We start from the raw sequence: 17029 nt of genomic DNA, 5'->3' as shown, positions 1-17029 counted from the left end.
ACTCAGGCGGTCAGACGCGCGGCGTCCTGGGCGATGACCAGCTCTTCGTTGGTCGGGATCACCAGCGCCGGGCGGGTGCCTTCCTTATTGATGTAGCCTGACTTGCCGAAACGGGCTGCCAGGTTGCGATCGTGGTCAACATCAAAGCCGAGCAGCGCGAGCTTTTTCAGTGAAAGTTCACGCACCATCGCGGCGTTCTCACCAATGCCGCCGGTAAATACCACGGCGTCAAGGCGGCCATCCATCAGCGCAGTGTAGCTGCCGATATATTTCGCCAGACGATGACAGAAGACATCCATCGCACGCTTCGCATCTTCTTTAGTGGCGTAGTTATCTTCCACGTAACGGCAGTCGCTGGTCACTTCGGTCAGGCCCAGCAGGCCGGACTCTTTGGTCAGCAGTTTATTGATGGCGTCGACGCTCATGCCCAGGGTGTCGTGCAGGAAGAAGACGATGGCCGGGTCGATGTCACCGCTGCGGGTGCCCATGACCAGACCTTCCAGCGGGGTCAGACCCATGGAGGTGTCTACGCACTCGCCGTTGCGAATCGCGGAAACGGAACCGCCGTTGCCGAGGTGACAGGTAATGATGTTCAGTGACTCAAGCGGCTTGTTCAGCATTCTGGCGGCTTCGTGGGTCACGTAGAAGTGGCTGGTGCCATGCGCGCCATAGCGACGGACGCCATGCTCTTTATACAGTTTGTACGGCAGGGCGTAGAGATAGGACTCTTCCGGCATTGTCTGATGGAAAGCCGTGTCGAATACCGCCACATTCTTATCTGACAGGTGAGGGAAGTTTTTCATCGCTTCATCAATCCCGATCAGGTGAGCCGGATTATGCAGCGGTGCAAAAGAGGCGGCATCTTTAATGCCCTGAACTACCTCTTCCGTAATGACGACAGACTGCGTCAGCTTCTCGCCACCGTGAACGATGCGATGACCGATTGCAGCAATTTGTGCCGAAAGCTCAGGTTTTTGTGCCAGAATGGTTTTAACGATAAAGTTCAGCGCTTCGCTATGCGCTGCGCCAGCACCCAGAGGCGCTTCCTGTTTTTCGCCTTCCAGCTTCCATTTGATGCGGGCTTCAGGAAGGTGGAAACATTCTGCCAGGCCCGACAGGAATTCTTCACCGCTTGCAGGGTTAAGGATGGCAAACTTGAGGGAAGAGCTGCCACAGTTCAGGACCAGAACTAACTTACTCGACATGGAAGTACCTATTTTTTGAGAGTGGCTAAATAAAACGCAATCAGACTAACAGCGTAGCCCATGAAAGCTGGTAGATTAATGACAAACATCATGCGGTAGACAGAATTCTGCTTTTCCGCAAAAAATTTCGTTAATCTTACGTGAAAATTTGAAAATTGCCTTGTCGAAAATAGGGCTCAGGCCTCTTCCCAAAGGCGCATTCCGCATCCGAAGGGTATCGGAGCGGCGTCAGGATAGCCGGAGTCCCCTTTAAAGACAAAAATAATTGAAGGATGTCACGTAAAGTTGTGTAGTTGTAACTATTTTTTAATCTTTGCAGTATTAGTTGAGGTGAGCCATGGCGAATGAATCTGGCAGTACCAGTTGGTTTCGGATATTTCAGCGCGGCCAGCACTATATGAAGACCTGGCCTGCTGATAAGCGCCTGGCACCCGTGTTCCCGGAAAATCGCGTTTCAACGGCGACCCGTTTCGCCATTCGTTTTATGCCGCCTCTGGCGATCTTTACGCTGACCTGGCAGATTGCGATGGGCGGGCAGTTAGGTCCGGCCGTGGCGACGGCGCTGTTTGCCTGCAGCCTGCCGATGCAGGGGTTGTGGTGGCTGGGTAAACGCTCTGTCACGCCACTGCCGCCGACGCTGCTGAACTGGTTTCACGAAGTGCGTACCCGGCTGGAAGAAGCGGGGCAGGCGATCGCTCCGGTAGAGGGCAAGCCAACCTATCAGGCGCTGGCCGATCTGCTGAAGCGGGCGTTTAAACAGCTCGACCGCACTTTCCTCGACGATCTCTGATCTTTCCCGGGCTGGCGGTAAAATATTTACCGCTGACCTGCGGCCAAATCAATGAAAGGCGATACGGCGATGTCCGTGTCGCTGACGCTATGCAATCATCACGCTATTGTCGGTTAACTGAGCGGTCTCTGACCGGGAGCGAATGATGGAAATGACCCATGCACAGCGTTTGATACTCACCAACCAGTATAAAATCATGGCCATGCTTGAACCGGAGAATGCCGAGCGCTTTCGCCGCTACCAGACCATTATCGAACGCGGTTACGCGCTGCAGATGCGGGAGCTGGACAAGGAGTGTGGCGAACTCAGCGAAACGGTCTGCCGGACGGTTATCGACATCATGGAAATGCATCACGCGCTTCACGTCTCCTGGTCGAATCTCAAAGAGCGCCCGCAGCTGGATGAACGGCGGCTCGCTTTCCTGGGCTTCGATGCCGTCACAGAAGCCCGCCTGCTGGGCTATGTACGCTTCATGGTCAATACAGAAGGGCGTTACACTCACTTCGATTCCGGTACGCACGGCTTTAATGCGCAGACCCCGATGTGGGAAAAGTATCAACGCATGCTGGCTTTATGGCAGACTTGTCCGCGCCAGTACCATTTGAGTGCAAATGAAATTGCGCAAGTGATTAATGCCTGATGAGGAGGAGCGCGTGACCTACAGAGGTTTTCTTTTTGATTTAGACGGCACGCTGGTGGATTCCCTGCCAGCCGTTGAGCGAGCCTGGAGCCAGTGGGGTGCCCGTCATGGCATCGCGGCGGATGAGATTCTGGATTTCATTCACGGCAAACAGGCGATTACCTCTCTGCGTCATTTTATGGCAGGCCAGCCGGAAGCCGCGATTCAGGCAGAGTTTATCGCGCTGGAACAGGCGGAGGCGGCGGACACAGAGGGCGTGCAGGCGCTGCCAGGCGCAGCATCGCTGCTAAACCAGCTGAATGCGCTGCAGATCCCCTGGGCGATCGTCACGTCCGGCTCAATGCCGGTGGCGCAGGCGCGTCATCGGGCTGCGGGCTTACCGACGCCTGACGTGTTCATTACGGCGGAGCAGGTTGCAAAAGGAAAACCCGAGCCCGATCCCTATCTGCTGGGCGCGGAGAAGCTCGGCTTAGCGGCATCATCCTGTGTGGTGGCCGAAGATGCTCCCGCAGGCATCGTATCCGGCCTGAGCGCGGGCTGTGCGGTGGTCGCGATCAAGCCCTCCGCGCACACGCCACGCCTGGATGAGGTCGCGCTTCAGCTCGACTCACTGGCCCAGCTGGCGATAACCCGTAAGTCTGACGGCAGCTTCAGCTTCGGTCAGAAAGAGTAAGCAGAGCCCGGCGGCCTGGCCGTCGGGTTACAGCGGTGTCTCCTGCGAGATCTCATCCAGCGACAGGCTGAAACTCGGAATAAATACCTCAACGAAGTAATCCATCTCCGGTGAACGCCGCTGCGCCAGCGTCTTCTCCAGCCGCGCTTTGGCCAGTAAGAACTCGTTGTTCCCGGCAGAGAGCTCCTCAAGGCATTTTACATAAGCACAGAGCGCATCCGCCTGCTTTACGACGGCCTGCTCCTCTTCGCTGTGCTGATGTTCGTCGATCAGCGGCGCATAGACCGCCTGAAACTCTTCGGGCAGCATCGCGATCAGCTTCTGCTGGGCAATCTTCTCGATCTTCTTATATTCGTGGGCGATCTGCGCGTTGTAATACTTCACCGGCGTTGGTAAATCCCCGGTGAGTACCTCACTGGCGTCGTGATAGAGCGCCAGCATCGCAATGCGATCGGCATTGAGCGTTCCGCTGAACTTAAGGTTTTTGATCACGGCCAGGGCGTGCGCCACCATGGCGACCTGCAGGCTGTGCTCGGACACATTTTCGGTACGCACATTGCGCATCAGGGGCCAGCGATTGATCAGCTTAAGACGTGAGAGGTGAGCAAAGAAATGGCTTTGAGTCATGCGCGTTCCTGTTGACCGGCAGGGGAGAGATCGGCTCTCCCCAAATAGCGTCAGTATACGCGCGCGTGATTACTGACGATAGCCTTGCAGGAAACGGCCAAACTTATTGATCGCCATCTCCAGATCGTCCACACGCGGCAGCGTCACGATGCGCAGATGATCGGGCCACGGCCAGTTAAACGCGCTGCCCTGAACCAGCAGCACTTTCTCCTGCAACAGGAAATCCAGCACCATCTTCTGGTCGTCGAAGATATTGAATTTTTTTGCGTCAATTTTCGGGAACATATAGAGCGCACCCTGTGGCTTCACACAGCTGACGCCCGGGATGTCGTTAATCAGTTCCCACGCGCGCTGGCGCTGCTCATAAAGACGACCGCCCGGCATGATAAATTCGCTGATGCTCTGATAGCCGCCCAGAGCCGTCTGAATAGCATGCTGTGCCGGCACGTTGGCGCAGAGACGCATAGAGGCGAGCATCTCAAGCCCTTCAATGTAACCTTTTGCATGCTTTTTCGGCCCGTTCAGCACCATCCAGCCCTGACGGAAACCGGCAACGCGATACGTTTTGGAAAGGCCATTGAACGTAACCGTCAGCAGATCGGGTGCCAGTGCCGCAATAGAGTGATGCTGGGCCTCGTCATAGAGGATCTTGTCGTAAATCTCATCGGCGAAGATGATCAGGTTGTGCTGACGCGCAATCTCCACCACTTCCAACAACAGCTCTTTGCTGTACACCGCGCCGGTCGGGTTGTTGGGGTTGATAATGACGATCCCGCGCGTGCGGGGAGTGATCTTGCTGCGGATATCATCCAGATCCGGGAACCAGCCTGCTGACTCGTCACACAGATAATGCACTGCTTTACCGCTGGAGAGCGAAACGGCGGCGGTCCATAAGGGATAGTCCGGGGCGGGCACCAGCATCTCATCGCCGCTGTTCAGCAGCGCCTGCATCGCCTGTACGATCAGCTCTGAAACGCCGTTACCAATGTAGATGTCCTCTACCGTGACATCGCGCATCTCGCGTGCCTGGTAATGCTGCATGATCGCTTTACGGGCGGAATAGAGACCCTTGGAGTCGCAATAGCCCTGCGCGCTGGGCAGATTACGAATCACATCAACCAGAATCTCATCGGGCGCTTCGAAACCAAACGGCGCGGGGTTGCCGATGTTCAGTTTAAGAACTTTGTTGCCTTCTTCTTCGAGGCGCTTCGCCTCTTTCAATACCGGACCACGGATGTCATAGCAGACGTTATCGAGTTTTCCGGATTTATCAATTTGAAAAGTCATTGTTACCGCCTTAATGGGCAGCATCCTTTCGGCTGCCACAGAAATCGAACCAGCACAATGTACTCTCCTCACGGACACAAAAGAAGGGCGGTGCCCCGTTTTGGCGGGTTCAACAACTTTTCGCCCGGCGCACAGCGTAAAAATGATAGAGTGGGGAGAAGGGCGGTTAATAAAACCACTATTGATTACTGTTTCGATATTTTAATCTGGTGAAAGCCGAGCCCAGCCCACATATCGCTTTGCAGATGGTCGGGCAATAAAGAGGGTACGCCGCAACGTTTTTCCCGGAACAGGAAATACCCACTTAGTGAAATAGTTAAAATATATTTTACAAACGATCAATTTTCAGGCGTTTTTGGGCTATCCGCCAGGATGACGCCTTAACAGCGCTTAAGGGTCGCCATTTTAAGGCCATGCAAGCGCGGAAAAAGTGCCTGAAGAAGAGGCGCATATGAGACTCAGGTCGCACGATTGTGAGCCGCACTTAACACTTCCTCACTAAATTTCAGAATGCTGAAGGCTTAAAAAGTGATCAGTAATGTGGCATAAGGGTCCGTAAATGCCTTTGGCACAAAATTTACAGCGCTTTTCACAAAATCATTTCCATTTTGAAGTCAAAAATGATTAAGTATAATTTATTATTTAATGCACTTTGCCGCATCGTTCTGCCAGCGAGCAAAGCGTTATTTTTGTCCCGTCCGACACGTCCGGAGGGAATTGAGACAATTACGCAGCTTCCTGCATTTCCGCACCCAGTGCCATTGGTTCAGAAGTTGTCTCTGTCTTGAGGCGCATTGTGACCCCGTCAGGAGCGTCATCAGTGCAGGCTCCACATGAAAATTTCTTTGTGCCAGTCTTCACACAGGACTGTCATTGAGCACCATTACTGCTTATCACTTTGATAAGCCTGTAATAACACCAGGGTAGTAGTTCGTAAAAATCTTATAAGTGAAGAAAAAACATGACTAATGCAAATCGTCCGATACTGAATCTCGACCTCGATCTGCTGAGAACTTTCGTTGCCGTTGCGGATTTGAATACCTTTGCAGCTGCCGCTGCAGCGGTCTGCAGAACCCAGTCAGCAGTCAGTCAGCAGATGCAGCGTCTGGAACAATTGGTAGGTAAAGAGCTGTTTGCCAGACATGGACGTAATAAGTTGCTGACAGAGCACGGGATCCAGCTTTTAGGCTATGCCAGAAAAATCCTTCGTTTCAACGATGAAGCCTGTACCTCTCTGATGTACAGCAATATTCAGGGTGTCCTGACCATCGGTGCCTCTGATGATACCTCAGACACGATTCTGCCGTTCCTGCTGAACCGGGTGACCTCGGTTTATCCGAAGCTGGCAATCGATGTGCGGGTCAAACGTAATCCATTTATGATGGAGATGCTGAATCAGGGGGAAGTGGACCTGGTTGTGACCACCTCCAGCCCGGGCAACTTTACCTATCAGGTACTGCGTACTTCACCCACATTGTGGTACTGCGCCGCAGACTATATCTTCCAGCGCGGCGAAGCCATTCCGCTGGTGCTGCTGGATGAGCCAAGCCCTTACCGTGACATGGCGATCGACCACCTCAATGAGGCGGGCATTCCGTGGCGTATCTCCTATGTGGCTTCGACCCTGGCTGCTGTTCGTGCCGCGGTGAAAGCAGGCCTGGGCGTCACCGCACGTCCGGTAGAGATGATGAGCCCGGAACTGCGTGTGATGGGGGCGGCCGAAGGTCTGCCGGTACTGCCGGATACGCAGTATCTGCTGTGCCGCAATCCTGACAGCGACAATGAGCTGGCGCTGGCTATCTTTAATGCCATGCAGTCCACCAACGATCCTTATAACCTGAGCAACAACCCGGACGGTGCGCTGCTGCTGGATGACGAAGAGTAATATCGTTAACGTGTTCTCCTCAATGTCCGCTGGGCTGTCTTAATAAACGCTTATAAATAAGCCTCTCATTCCCTGAAGAGAACGAGAGGCTTTTTTATGCCTGATTCCCTCTTTTTACCTTTTTTCAGTTAACCCTCCTGCCTTTATCCTGTCTGTAAATTCCACTCAAGCCTGAACTGAAATTTATCAGCCGAAAAAATGAACGCGCCGTTTCGTATCGCCATTTGAAGTGGAGAATTTTCACGCAAAAAGGGCAAAAGTGTGTTCTGGATCAAGAAAATACCCCTGGTAAGGGGAAGGAAAACAGAGTGATACCTGTCAAAATATGTTTGTTAAATGCACGATCCATGCATGTGAATACCCGCTACACTAAAATTAACCCTACAGACTGAAGCGATTTAGCTGGAAAGCGGGGCATCATTTGTTAATAATATGATGCAGGTGTGAAATAATGTTTGGATACTTTTGTCAAAGTTGACAAAAGGTTATAGAAAGGAGTAAAAAACCCCATAAAATTGCTGTTTATTAAATAATAACAGCAACATTTAAAAGGTTTTTACCCTTCCCTTGAATCGATGTGGTCAGTTTGCTGCGGGAAACGCGTGCAGGATGCCAGCGCCACTTTTGATGAGTAAGCAATGAGTATGTCAACTACCACCGAAATCATCGCTCAGCACTGGGCGTTTATCGTCTTTATCGTTATTGCCTTTGGCCTGTGTGCTTTCATGCTGACCGGAGGATGGCTGCTTGGCGGCAGAGCACGCGCACGCTACAAAGATACGCCATTCGAATCGGGCATCGAATCCGTTGGTGATACCCATATCCGCCTGTCGGCAAAATTTTATCTGGTTGCGATGTTTTTCGTCATCTTCGACGTCGAAGCCCTCTTTTTATACGCATGGGCGACCTCGATCCGTGAAAGCGGATGGGTCGGCTTTGTGGAAGCCGCAATTTTCATTTTGGTGCTCCTGGCGGGTCTGGTCTATCTGGTACGCATCGGCGCACTGGACTGGGCGCCAGCTCGCCGTCGCGTAGTGGTGAAAACGACTACGGTCAGTCACACCAATCCTCATAAGCAGTAAAAGAGAGGCAATAAGATGGACTATACGCTCACCCGCATAGACCCGAACGGTGGTGAGAACGACCGTTACCCTCTGCAAAAGCAGGAAATCGTCAGTGATCCGCTGGAGCAGCACGTTCACCGCAGCGTTTACATGGGCAAACTCGAAAATGCCCTGCATGACATGGTGAACTGGGGACGTAAAAACTCACTCTGGCCTTATAACTTCGGCCTGTCCTGTTGTTACGTGGAAATGACGACCTCGTTCACCGCGGTTCACGACGTCGCCCGTTTCGGTGCAGAAGTTATGCGTGCCTCGCCACGTCAGGCTGACTTTATGGTCATCGCCGGCACCCCTTTCACCAAAATGGCACCAGTGATTCAGCGCCTCTACGATCAGATGCTGGAACCGAAATGGGTCATCTCCATGGGCGCCTGTGCGAACTCCGGCGGCATGTATGACATCTATTCGGTTGTGCAGGGCGTCGATAAATTCCTTCCGGTTGATGTTTATATTCCAGGCTGCCCGCCACGTCCGGAAGCGTACATGCAGGCGCTGCTGCTGCTGCAGGAGTCGATCGGCAAAGAGCGCCGTCCGCTCTCATGGGTAGTGGGCGATCAGGGCGTTTATCGCGCCAATATGCAGTCGGAGCGTGAAAGAAAACGCGGCGAGCGCATCGCAGTCACAAACCTGCGCAGCCCGGACGAAGTTTAACACCGTATGGATGGACAATCGCGCCTGCAGCAGAACATCACAATTTAATGCATGGCCCCATCCTGACGCCTTCATTTGAGTGCCTGAGACCAGGCCGGAATGGTGAGTAACGTATGACAGATTTGACCACGCAAGATCTCGCTCAGCCATCATGGCAAACCCGTGATCACCTCGATGACCCGGTGATCGGCGAGTTGCGTAACCGTTTTGGGCCGGATGCCTTTACCGTTCAGCCAACCCGTACCGGTATTCCGGTGGTGTGGGTAAAGCGTGAACAGATACTGGAAATCACCGAATTCCTGCGTAAATTACCCAAGCCTTACGTCATGCTGTATGACCTGCATGGCGTCGATGAGCGTTTACGTACCCACCGCGCAGGCCTGCCTGCAGCGGATTTTTCCGTTTTCTATCACCTGCTGTCGATTGAACGCAATCGCGACATCATGCTCAAGGTGGCGCTGTCTGAAAATGACATGCACCTGCCCACCATTACCCGCCTGTTCCCGAATGCCAACTGGTATGAGCGTGAAACCTGGGAGATGTTCGGGATTACTTTTGACGGTCACCCGCACCTGACGCGCATCATGATGCCGCCGACCTGGGAAGGGCATCCGCTGCGCAAAGATTACCCGGCGCGCGCGACCGAATTTGATCCCTTTACGCTCACCAAACAGAAAGAAGATTTAGAGATGGAGGCGCTGACCTTCAAGCCCGAAGACTGGGGCATGAAGCGCAGTACCACCAACGAAGACTTCATGTTCCTGAACCTCGGGCCTAACCACCCGTCTGCGCACGGTGCGTTCCGCATCATTCTGCAGCTGGATGGTGAAGAGATCGTCGACTGCGTTCCCGACATCGGTTATCACCATCGTGGTGCCGAGAAGATGGGCGAGCGCCAGTCCTGGCACAGCTACATTCCTTACACCGACCGTATCGAATACCTCGGTGGCTGCGTCAACGAGATGCCTTACGTTCTGGCGGTGGAAAAGCTGGCCGGTATCGTGGTGCCCGATCGCGTTAACGTGATCCGCGTGATGCTCTCCGAGCTGTTCCGCATCAACAGTCATCTGCTCTATATCTCCACCTTTATTCAGGACGTCGGCGCCATGACGCCGGTGTTCTTTGCCTTTACCGATCGTCAGAAAATCTACGACGTGGTCGAAGCCATTACCGGTTTCCGTATGCACCCGGCCTGGTTCCGTATCGGTGGCGTGGCGCACGACCTGCCGCGCGGCTGGGAACGTCTGCTGCGTGACTTCCTGGACTGGATGCCGAAGCGCCTGAAAGAGTATGACAAGGCCGCACTGCGTAACTCGGTGCTGATTGGCCGTTCTAAAGGCGTCGCCGCTTACAATATGGAAGAGGCGCTGGCGTGGGGGACCACCGGTGCCGGTCTGCGCGCCACCGGTCTGGACTTCGACGTGCGTAAATGGCGTCCTTATTCAGGCTACGAAAACTTCGATTTTGAAATCCCGGTCGGATCGGGCGTCAGCGATGCCTACAGCCGTGTTCAGCTGAAGATGGAAGAGATGTGGCAGTCGCTGCGTATTCTTGAGCAGTGCCTCAACAATATGCCAGAAGGGCCGTTCAAGGCGGACCACCCGCTGACCACGCCGCCACCGAAAGAGCGCACGCTGCAGCACATCGAAACCCTGATCACGCACTTCCTGCAGGTTTCGTGGGGACCGGTCATGCCCGCCAATGAATCCTTCCAGATGATTGAGGCGACCAAAGGGATCAACAGCTACTACCTGACCAGCGACGGCAGCACCATGAGCTACCGCACCCGCGTGCGTACGCCAAGCTTCCCGCATCTGCAGCAGATTCCTTCGGTAATCCGCGGCAGCCTGGTATCCGACCTGATCGTCTATCTGGGTAGTATCGATTTTGTTATGTCAGACGTGGACCGCTAATTATGCACGATCAACACATTGCCATTAAAACGATCGACCCTAACGAGGTCTTCGTGCTGAGCGCGGAAGAACATCACGCCATCGAGCACGAAAAACACCACTATGAAGATGCGCGTGCAGCCTCAATCGAAGCGCTGAAGATCGTGCAGAAGCAGCGCGGCTGGGTGCCGGATGGCGCTATCAACGCGATTGCTGAGGTGCTGGGCATTCCGGCCAGTGACGTGGAAGGCGTGGCGACATTTTACAGTCAGATCTTCCGTCAGCCGGTTGGCCGTCATGTGATTCGTTACTGTGACAGCGTGGTCTGTCATATCACGGGTTATCAGGGCATTCAGGCTGCGCTGGAGCAGCAGCTGAACATTAAACCAGGCCAGACGACGGCCGATGGCCGCTTTACGCTGCTGCCAACCTGCTGTCTGGGCAACTGTGACAAGGGGCCAACGATGATGGTGGATGAAGATACGCATGTTCATCTGACGCCGGAAGGCATCCCGACTTTGCTGGAGCAGTATCAATGACAATGAAAACGATCATTCGTACTGCTGAAACCCATCCGCTGACCTGGCGGATGCGTGATGACAAACAACCAGTCTGGTTTGACGAATACCGCAGCAAAAACGGCTACGCCGGTGCGGATAAAGCGCTGAAGACCATGTCACAGGATGAAATTGTCACAGCCGTTAAAGATTCCGGCCTGAAAGGGCGCGGCGGTGCAGGCTTCTCTACCGGACTGAAGTGGAGCCTGATGCCGAAAGATGAGTCGATGAACATCCGTTACCTGCTGTGTAACGCCGATGAGATGGAGCCGGGCACCTATAAAGACCGTCTGCTGATGGAACAGATGCCGCACCAGCTGGTGGAAGGCATGCTGATCAGCGCCTTTGCCCTGAAAGCGTATCGCGGCTACATCTTCCTGCGCGGCGAATATATCGAAGCTGCGGTGCATCTGCGTCGTGCGATTGCCGAAGCGACCGAAGCGGGCTATCTGGGGAAAAATATTCTCGGAACCGGTTTCGACTTTGAGCTGATCGTCCACACCGGTGCGGGCCGTTATATCTGCGGTGAAGAGACGGCGCTGATTAACTCGCTGGAAGGCCGTCGTGCTAACCCGCGTTCCAAACCGCCATTCCCGGCGAGTGCGGGCGCGTGGGGTAAACCGACCTGCGTCAACAACGTCGAAACCCTCTCCAATGTCCCGGCAATTCTGGCTAACGGCGTGGAGTGGTACAAAGGCATCTCGAAAAGCGAAGATGCCGGCACCAAGATGATGGGCTTCTCCGGACGGGTGAAAAATCCCGGCGTCTGGGAGCTGCCATTTGGTATCACCGCGCGTGAAATTCTTGAAGATTATGCCGGTGGCATGCGCGACGGACTGAAGTTTAAAGCCTGGCAGCCCGGTGGCGCCGGTACGGACTTCCTGACCGATCAGCATCTGGATCTGCCAATGGAGTTCGCCAGCATCGGTAAAGCCGGAAGCCGTCTGGGTACCGCGCTGGCGATGGCGGTGGATCACGAAATCAACATGGTCTCGCTGGTACGCAATCTGGAAGAGTTCTTTGCGCGCGAATCGTGCGGCTGGTGTACACCTTGCCGTGATGGTCTGCCGTGGAGCGTAAAAATTCTGCGTGCGCTGGAGCAGAAGCAGGGTCAGCCTGGTGATATCGAAACGCTGCTGCAACTCTGCCGTCAGCTTGGCCCGGGTAAAACCTTCTGTGCGCATGCGCCGGGTGCGGTTGAGCCACTGCAGAGTGCCATCAAATATTTCCGTGAAGAGTTTGAAGCCGGCATGGCACCGCAGGTGTTTGGTAATACCCGCGCGATTGGCGGTATTCAGCCTAACCTGCTGAAAGCACGCTGGTAATCCGCCGCAGAACACGGAACAGGCCTGGTGCCGCCGCCCCGACAATGTCGTGTGTCGGGGCAAGAATATGATTAACGCTCGTCTCTGACGAGCCTTACGGAAGCATGTCACTATGGCTACAATTCATGTAGACGGTAAAGAGTATGATGTGAACGGAGCGGACAACCTGCTACAGGCATGTCTTTCTCTGGGCCTTGATATTCCTTACTTTTGCTGGCATCCGGCGCTGGGAAGCGTTGGGGCCTGCCGCCAGTGTGCGGTAAAGCAATTCCAGAATGCCGAAGATACCCGTGGTCGTCTCGTCATGTCCTGCATGACGCCGGCCTCTGACGGCACATTCATCTCCATCGATGATGGCGAAGCGAAAGAGTTCCGCGAAAGCGTGGTGGAGTGGCTGATGACCAACCACCCACACGACTGCCCGGTGTGCGAAGAGGGCGGTAACTGTCACCTGCAGGATATGACAGTGATGACCGGCCACAGTTTCCGCCGCTATCGCTTCACCAAACGTACCCACCGTAATCAGGATCTCGGTCCGTTTATCTCCCATGAGATGAACCGCTGTATCGCCTGCTACCGCTGCGTGCGTTACTACAAAGATTATGCCGACGGCAAGGATCTGGGTGTCTACGGTGCGCACGACAACGTCTACTTCGGCCGCCCGGAAGATGGCACGCTGGAGAGCGAATTCTCCGGCAACCTGGTGGAGATCTGCCCGACCGGCGTCTTCACCGACAAGACCCACTCCGAACGCTATAACCGTAAATGGGACATGCAGTTTGCGCCGAGCATCTGTCAGCAGTGCAGCGTCGGCTGTAACACCAGCCCGGGTGAGCGCTATGGCGAACTGCGCCGTATCGAAAACCGCTACAACGGCAGCGTCAACCACTACTTTCTCTGCGACCGTGGCCGCTTCGGCTATGGCTACGTGAACCGTAAAGATCGTCCGCGTCAGCCGATGCTGCTGCGTGGCAACGACTGGGTCACGCTGAACGCCGAACAGGCGGTCAACGCCGGTGCCGATCTGCTGCGTCAGGCGAAAAAAGTGATTGGTATCGGCTCGCCGCGCGCCAGCATCGAAAGCAACTTCGCGCTGCGTGAGCTGGTCGGTGCAGAAAACTTCTCGACCGGGATGCCCGCCGATGAGCAGGCACGTCTGGAACTGATGCTGAAAGTGCTGCGTGAAGGTGGGATCTATACGCCATCGCTGCGCGAAATTGAAAGCTACGATGCGGTGCTGGTGCTGGGTGAAGATCTGACGCAGGTCGGCGCCCGCGTCGCCCTGTCGGTGCGTCAGGCGGTGAAAGGCAAAGCCCGCGACATGGCGGCGGCGCAGAAAGTGGCTGACTGGCAGATCGCTGCGATCCTGAACATCGGTCAGAACGCGAAGCATCCGCTGTTTGTCACGCACGTCGATGAAACCCGTCTGGATGATATCGCCGCGTGGAGCTATCGCGCGCCGGTTGAAGATCAGGCGCGTCTCGGCTTCGCGATCGCCAGCGCGCTGGATGAATCCGCGCCTGCGGTTGCCGATTTCGACAGCGCGCTCAGCGGAAAAATGGATGTGGTCGTTCAGGCGCTGGCCGGAGCGAAAAAACCGTTAATTATCTCCGGCACCCACGCGGGCAGCACGGCGGTAATTGAAGCCGCAGCGAACGTGGCCAGAGCCCTGAAAGCGCGCGGCGCGGATGTCGGCATTACCCTGCTGGCCGATCACGCTAACAGCATGGGCCTGGGCATGATCGGCGGTAATCCGCTGGAGCATGCGCTGGAGCAGCTGAGCAGCGGTGAAGCGGATGCGCTGGTCGTGCTGGAAAACGATCTCTATCGCCATGCGCCAAAAGCGCAGGTGGACGCCGCCCTGGCCCAGACCACCAACGTTATCGTGGTTGACCATCAGCGCACTGCAACGCTGGAAAAAGCCGGTCTGGTGCTGTCGACCGCCAGCTTCGCAGAGAGCGATGGCACCTCGATCAACCATGAAGGTCGCGCTCAGCGTTTCTTCCAGGTTTACGATCCGGCGTACTACGACAACAGCGTGGTGATGCTGGAGAGCTGGCGCTGGCTGCATTCGCTGCACAGCACCCTGGAAAGCCGTCATGTGGACTGGACGCAGCTCGATCATGTGATCGATGCCGTGGTGGCCCGTCTGCCGCAGCTGGCTGGCATTAAAGAAGCGGCACCGGATGCCAGCTTCCGTATTCGCGGTCAGAAACTGTCGCGCTCGCCTATTCGTAACAGCGGACGCACAGCGGCACGCGCCAATATCAGCGTGCATGAACCGCGCCAGCCGCAGGATCAGGACACGATGTTCGCCTTCTCTATGGAAGGGAACAACCAGCCTTCGGCGCCGCGTTCGCAGATTCCGTTTGCCTGGGCGCCAGGCTGGAACTCACCGCAGGCGTGGAACAAGTTCCAGGCCGAAGTGGGCGGCAAACTGCGTCACGGCGATCCGGGCGTGCGCCTGTTTGACGCCAGCAGCGCTCAGCTGCCGTGGTTCACCACCGTTCCGGCTGCCTTCAGTCGTGATGCGCAGTGGCGCGTAGCGCCGCTTCATCGCCTGTTCGGCAGCGAAGAGATGTCACAGCGTTCACCGGTCTTCCAGCAGCGTATGGCCGAGCCTGCGCTGGTGATTAACCCGGAAGATGCAGCGAAACTGGGCCTGAACCAGGGCGCAGCGGCAGAGTTCAGCTGTGCCGGTGAAACCGTGCGTCTGCCGGTTCGTCTCTCGGCGTCACTGCAGGCGGGACAGATTGGCCTGCCGCTGGGCATGCCGGGCGTTCCGCCATTCCTGGCGAACGGTAAAATTGAGACTCTGCAGGAGGCGGCGCAATGAGCTGGTTAACACCGGACGTTATCGACATTCTGCTGGCCATCGTTAAAGCCATCGTCATTCTGCTGGTGGTCGTGGCCTGCGGCGCGTTCATGAGCTTCGCCGAGCGTCGTCTGCTCGGCCTGTTCCAGAACCGTTACGGACCTAACCGCGTAGGCTGGGGCGGCTCGCTGCAGCTGGTCGCGGACATGATCAAGATGTTCTTTAAAGAGGACTGGGTCCCGCCGTTTACCGATCGCTTTATCTTTACCCTGGCGCCGGTTATCGCCTTCGTTTCACTGCTGCTGGCCTTTGCTATCGTGCCGGTGTCGCCGACCTGGATGGTGACAGACCTGAACATCGGTCTGCTCTTCTTCCTGATGATGGCGGGCCTGGCCGTGTATGCCGTGCTGTTTGCTGGCTGGTCGAGTAACAACAAATACTCGCTGCTGGGTGCTATGCGCGCCTCGGCGCAGACCCTGAGCTATGAAGTGTTCCTGGGGCTGTCGCTGATGGGCGTCGTCGCACAGGCGGGCTCGTTCAATATGAACGACATCGTTAACAGCCAGACGCATCTGTGGAACATCATCCCGCAGTTCTTTGGTTTCGTGACCTTCTGTATTGCGGGCGTGGCGGTGTGTCACCGTCACCCGTTTGACCAGCCGGAAGCGGAACAGGAGCTGGCAGATGGTTATCACATCGAATATGCCGGTATGAAGTTCGGCCTGTTCTTTGTCGGCGAATATGTGGCTATTACCACCGTATCAGCCTTGATCGTGACGCTGTTCTTTGGTGGCTGGCACGGCCCATTCCTGCCGCCGTTCATCTGGTTCGCCCTGAAAACGGCGTTCTTTATGATGATGTTCATCCTGATCCGTGCTGCGCTTCCGCGTCCACGTTACGATCAGGTGCTGTCATTCGGCTGGAAAGTGTGTCTGCCGTTGACGCTGCTGAACCTGCTGGCTACGGCCGCAGTGATTCTCTACACAGCGTCGTAAGGGGTTAACAAATGACTTTGAAAGATATTGTCGTAGGCTTTGGCACGACAGTTCGCAGTATCTGGCTGATCGGCCTGCACGCCTTCGCCAAACGTGAAACTCAGATGTACCCGGAAGAGCCGGTTTATCTGCCGCCACGTTACCGTGGTCGTATCGTGTTAACCCGCGACCCGGATGGCGCCGAGCGTTGCGTCGCCTGTAACCTCTGTGCGGTGGCCTGTCCGGTCGGCTGTATTTCGCTGCAAAAAGCAGAAACCAAAGATGGCCGCTGGTATCCGGAGTTTTTCCGCATCAACTTCTCACGCTGCATCTTCTGCGGCATGTGTGAAGAGGCCTGTCCGACCACGGCGATTCAGCTGACCCCCGATTTCGAACTGGGTGAGTTCAAGCGTCAGGATCTGGTGTACGAAAAGGACGATCTGCTGATTTCGGGACCGGGTAAATATCCGGAGTACAACTTCTACCGCATGGCGGGTATGGCGATTGACGGCAAAGATAAGGGCGACGCGGAAAACGAAGCGAAGCCTGTCGACGTCAAAGGCTTATTACCTTAAGGAGCAAGG

Annotated in this window: 15 protein-coding genes; 12 read left to right on the top strand and 3 right to left on the bottom strand. The window is 55.4% G+C overall.

Annotation, left to right across the window (positions count from 1 at the left end):
- Positions 1–2: 2 nt before the first annotated feature.
- Positions 3–1205 (bottom strand): acetate kinase, encoded by a 1203-nt coding sequence (gene ackA / locus ACR6AS_RS08880; RefSeq protein ID WP_111140466.1) that lies wholly within the window; start codon positions 1203–1205, stop codon positions 3–5.
- 337 nt (positions 1206–1542) lie between these two features.
- Here ackA and yfbV point away from each other — a divergent pair, with 337 nt between their 5' ends.
- From yfbV to ACR6AS_RS08865, 3 genes are all read left to right on the top strand, one after another.
- Entirely contained in the window at positions 1543–1995 is a 453-nt protein-coding gene (gene yfbV / locus ACR6AS_RS08875) for a terminus macrodomain insulation protein YfbV (protein ID WP_111140467.1), read from the top strand.
- Positions 1996–2140: 145 nt separating this feature from the next.
- Complete coding sequence (locus tag ACR6AS_RS08870) at positions 2141–2635, top strand: YfbU family protein (protein ID WP_293772133.1); 495 nt, start codon at positions 2141–2143, stop codon at positions 2633–2635.
- Positions 2636–2648: 13 nt separating this feature from the next.
- The gene (locus tag ACR6AS_RS08865; protein WP_293771999.1) at positions 2649–3308 is read left to right on the top strand and encodes a sugar phosphatase; all 660 of its coding nucleotides are present in this window, start codon (positions 2649–2651) and stop codon (positions 3306–3308) included.
- A gap of 27 nt (positions 3309–3335) precedes the next feature.
- On the opposite strand, the gene yfbR is transcribed toward ACR6AS_RS08865, so the two are convergent.
- Both yfbR and ACR6AS_RS08855 read right to left on the bottom strand, forming a co-directional pair.
- A complete protein-coding gene (gene yfbR / locus ACR6AS_RS08860; protein ID WP_434161788.1) occupies positions 3336–3935 on the bottom strand; it encodes a 5'-deoxynucleotidase in 600 nt (199 codons plus the stop codon).
- 69 nt (positions 3936–4004) lie between these two features.
- On the bottom strand, positions 4005–5222 hold the full coding sequence (locus tag ACR6AS_RS08855) for a pyridoxal phosphate-dependent aminotransferase (RefSeq protein WP_293771996.1): 1218 nt from the start codon (positions 5220–5222) through the stop codon (positions 4005–4007).
- A 961-nt stretch (positions 5223–6183) separates the two neighbouring features.
- Here ACR6AS_RS08855 and lrhA point away from each other — a divergent pair.
- From lrhA to nuoI, 9 genes are all read left to right on the top strand, one after another.
- Entirely contained in the window at positions 6184–7107 is a 924-nt protein-coding gene (gene lrhA, locus ACR6AS_RS08850; RefSeq protein WP_003854247.1) for a transcriptional regulator LrhA, read from the top strand.
- Between the two features lie 638 nt (positions 7108–7745).
- Entirely contained in the window at positions 7746–8189 is a 444-nt protein-coding gene (locus ACR6AS_RS08845) for an NADH-quinone oxidoreductase subunit A (protein WP_003854246.1), read from the top strand.
- 15 nt (positions 8190–8204) lie between these two features.
- Positions 8205–8882: a NuoB/complex I 20 kDa subunit family protein gene (locus tag ACR6AS_RS08840; protein WP_009089012.1), complete on the top strand. Its 678-nt coding sequence runs from the start codon at positions 8205–8207 to the stop codon at positions 8880–8882.
- Positions 8883–8995: 113 nt separating this feature from the next.
- Positions 8996–10795 carry an NADH-quinone oxidoreductase subunit C/D gene (gene nuoC, locus ACR6AS_RS08835; protein ID WP_293771992.1) on the top strand — a complete coding sequence of 600 codons (1800 nt, stop codon included), beginning with the start codon at positions 8996–8998 and terminating at the stop codon, positions 10793–10795.
- A gap of 2 nt (positions 10796–10797) precedes the next feature.
- Positions 10798–11313, top strand: a complete 516-nt coding sequence (gene nuoE, locus ACR6AS_RS08830; RefSeq protein WP_111140112.1) for an NADH-quinone oxidoreductase subunit NuoE — start codon at positions 10798–10800, stop codon at positions 11311–11313.
- Positions 11314–11315: 2 nt separating this feature from the next.
- Positions 11316–12656 carry an NADH-quinone oxidoreductase subunit NuoF gene (gene nuoF, locus ACR6AS_RS08825; protein WP_199560007.1) on the top strand — a complete coding sequence of 447 codons (1341 nt, stop codon included), beginning with the start codon at positions 11316–11318 and terminating at the stop codon, positions 12654–12656.
- A 112-nt stretch (positions 12657–12768) separates the two neighbouring features.
- Entirely contained in the window at positions 12769–15492 is a 2724-nt protein-coding gene (gene nuoG / locus ACR6AS_RS08820) for an NADH-quinone oxidoreductase subunit NuoG (protein ID WP_367395658.1), read from the top strand.
- Positions 15489–16466 (top strand): NADH-quinone oxidoreductase subunit NuoH, encoded by a 978-nt coding sequence (nuoH, locus tag ACR6AS_RS08815; RefSeq protein WP_009089020.1) that lies wholly within the window; start codon positions 15489–15491, stop codon positions 16464–16466. Before nuoG ends, nuoH begins: the two co-directional genes overlap by 4 nt.
- Before the next feature lie 11 nt (positions 16467–16477).
- On the top strand, positions 16478–17020 hold the full coding sequence (nuoI, locus tag ACR6AS_RS08810) for an NADH-quinone oxidoreductase subunit NuoI (RefSeq protein WP_111140108.1): 543 nt from the start codon (positions 16478–16480) through the stop codon (positions 17018–17020).
- Positions 17021–17029 lie beyond the last annotated feature (9 nt).

The organism is Pantoea phosphatilytica, assembly GCF_051025615.1.
In the GTDB taxonomy this organism is placed as follows: Bacteria; Pseudomonadota; Gammaproteobacteria; order Enterobacterales; family Enterobacteriaceae; genus Pantoea.
The sequence above is the reverse complement of the archived record's forward strand: the minus strand, read 5'-3'. Positions and strand labels throughout refer to the sequence as shown.

Excerpts from the sequence above, each read along its gene's own strand:
- ackA (WP_111140466.1), bottom strand. The coding sequence starts at position 1,205 with ATGTCGAGTAAGTTAGTTCTGGTCCTGAACTGTGGCAGCTCTTCCCTC.
- yfbV (WP_111140467.1), top strand. The coding sequence starts at position 1,543 with ATGGCGAATGAATCTGGCAGTACCAGTTGGTTTCGGATATTTCAGCGC.
- ACR6AS_RS08870 (WP_293772133.1), top strand. The coding sequence starts at position 2,141 with ATGGAAATGACCCATGCACAGCGTTTGATACTCACCAACCAGTATAAA.
- yfbR (WP_434161788.1), bottom strand. The coding sequence starts at position 3,935 with ATGACTCAAAGCCATTTCTTTGCTCACCTCTCACGTCTTAAGCTGATC.
- ACR6AS_RS08855 (WP_293771996.1), bottom strand. The coding sequence starts at position 5,222 with ATGACTTTTCAAATTGATAAATCCGGAAAACTCGATAACGTCTGCTAT.
- lrhA (WP_003854247.1), top strand. The coding sequence starts at position 6,184 with ATGACTAATGCAAATCGTCCGATACTGAATCTCGACCTCGATCTGCTG.
- ACR6AS_RS08845 (WP_003854246.1), top strand. The coding sequence starts at position 7,746 with ATGAGTATGTCAACTACCACCGAAATCATCGCTCAGCACTGGGCGTTT.
- ACR6AS_RS08840 (WP_009089012.1), top strand. The coding sequence starts at position 8,205 with ATGGACTATACGCTCACCCGCATAGACCCGAACGGTGGTGAGAACGAC.
- nuoC (WP_293771992.1), top strand. The coding sequence starts at position 8,996 with ATGACAGATTTGACCACGCAAGATCTCGCTCAGCCATCATGGCAAACC.
- nuoE (WP_111140112.1), top strand. The coding sequence starts at position 10,798 with ATGCACGATCAACACATTGCCATTAAAACGATCGACCCTAACGAGGTC.
- nuoF (WP_199560007.1), top strand. The coding sequence starts at position 11,316 with ATGAAAACGATCATTCGTACTGCTGAAACCCATCCGCTGACCTGGCGG.
- nuoG (WP_367395658.1), top strand. The coding sequence starts at position 12,769 with ATGGCTACAATTCATGTAGACGGTAAAGAGTATGATGTGAACGGAGCG.
- nuoH (WP_009089020.1), top strand. The coding sequence starts at position 15,489 with ATGAGCTGGTTAACACCGGACGTTATCGACATTCTGCTGGCCATCGTT.
- nuoI (WP_111140108.1), top strand. The coding sequence starts at position 16,478 with ATGACTTTGAAAGATATTGTCGTAGGCTTTGGCACGACAGTTCGCAGT.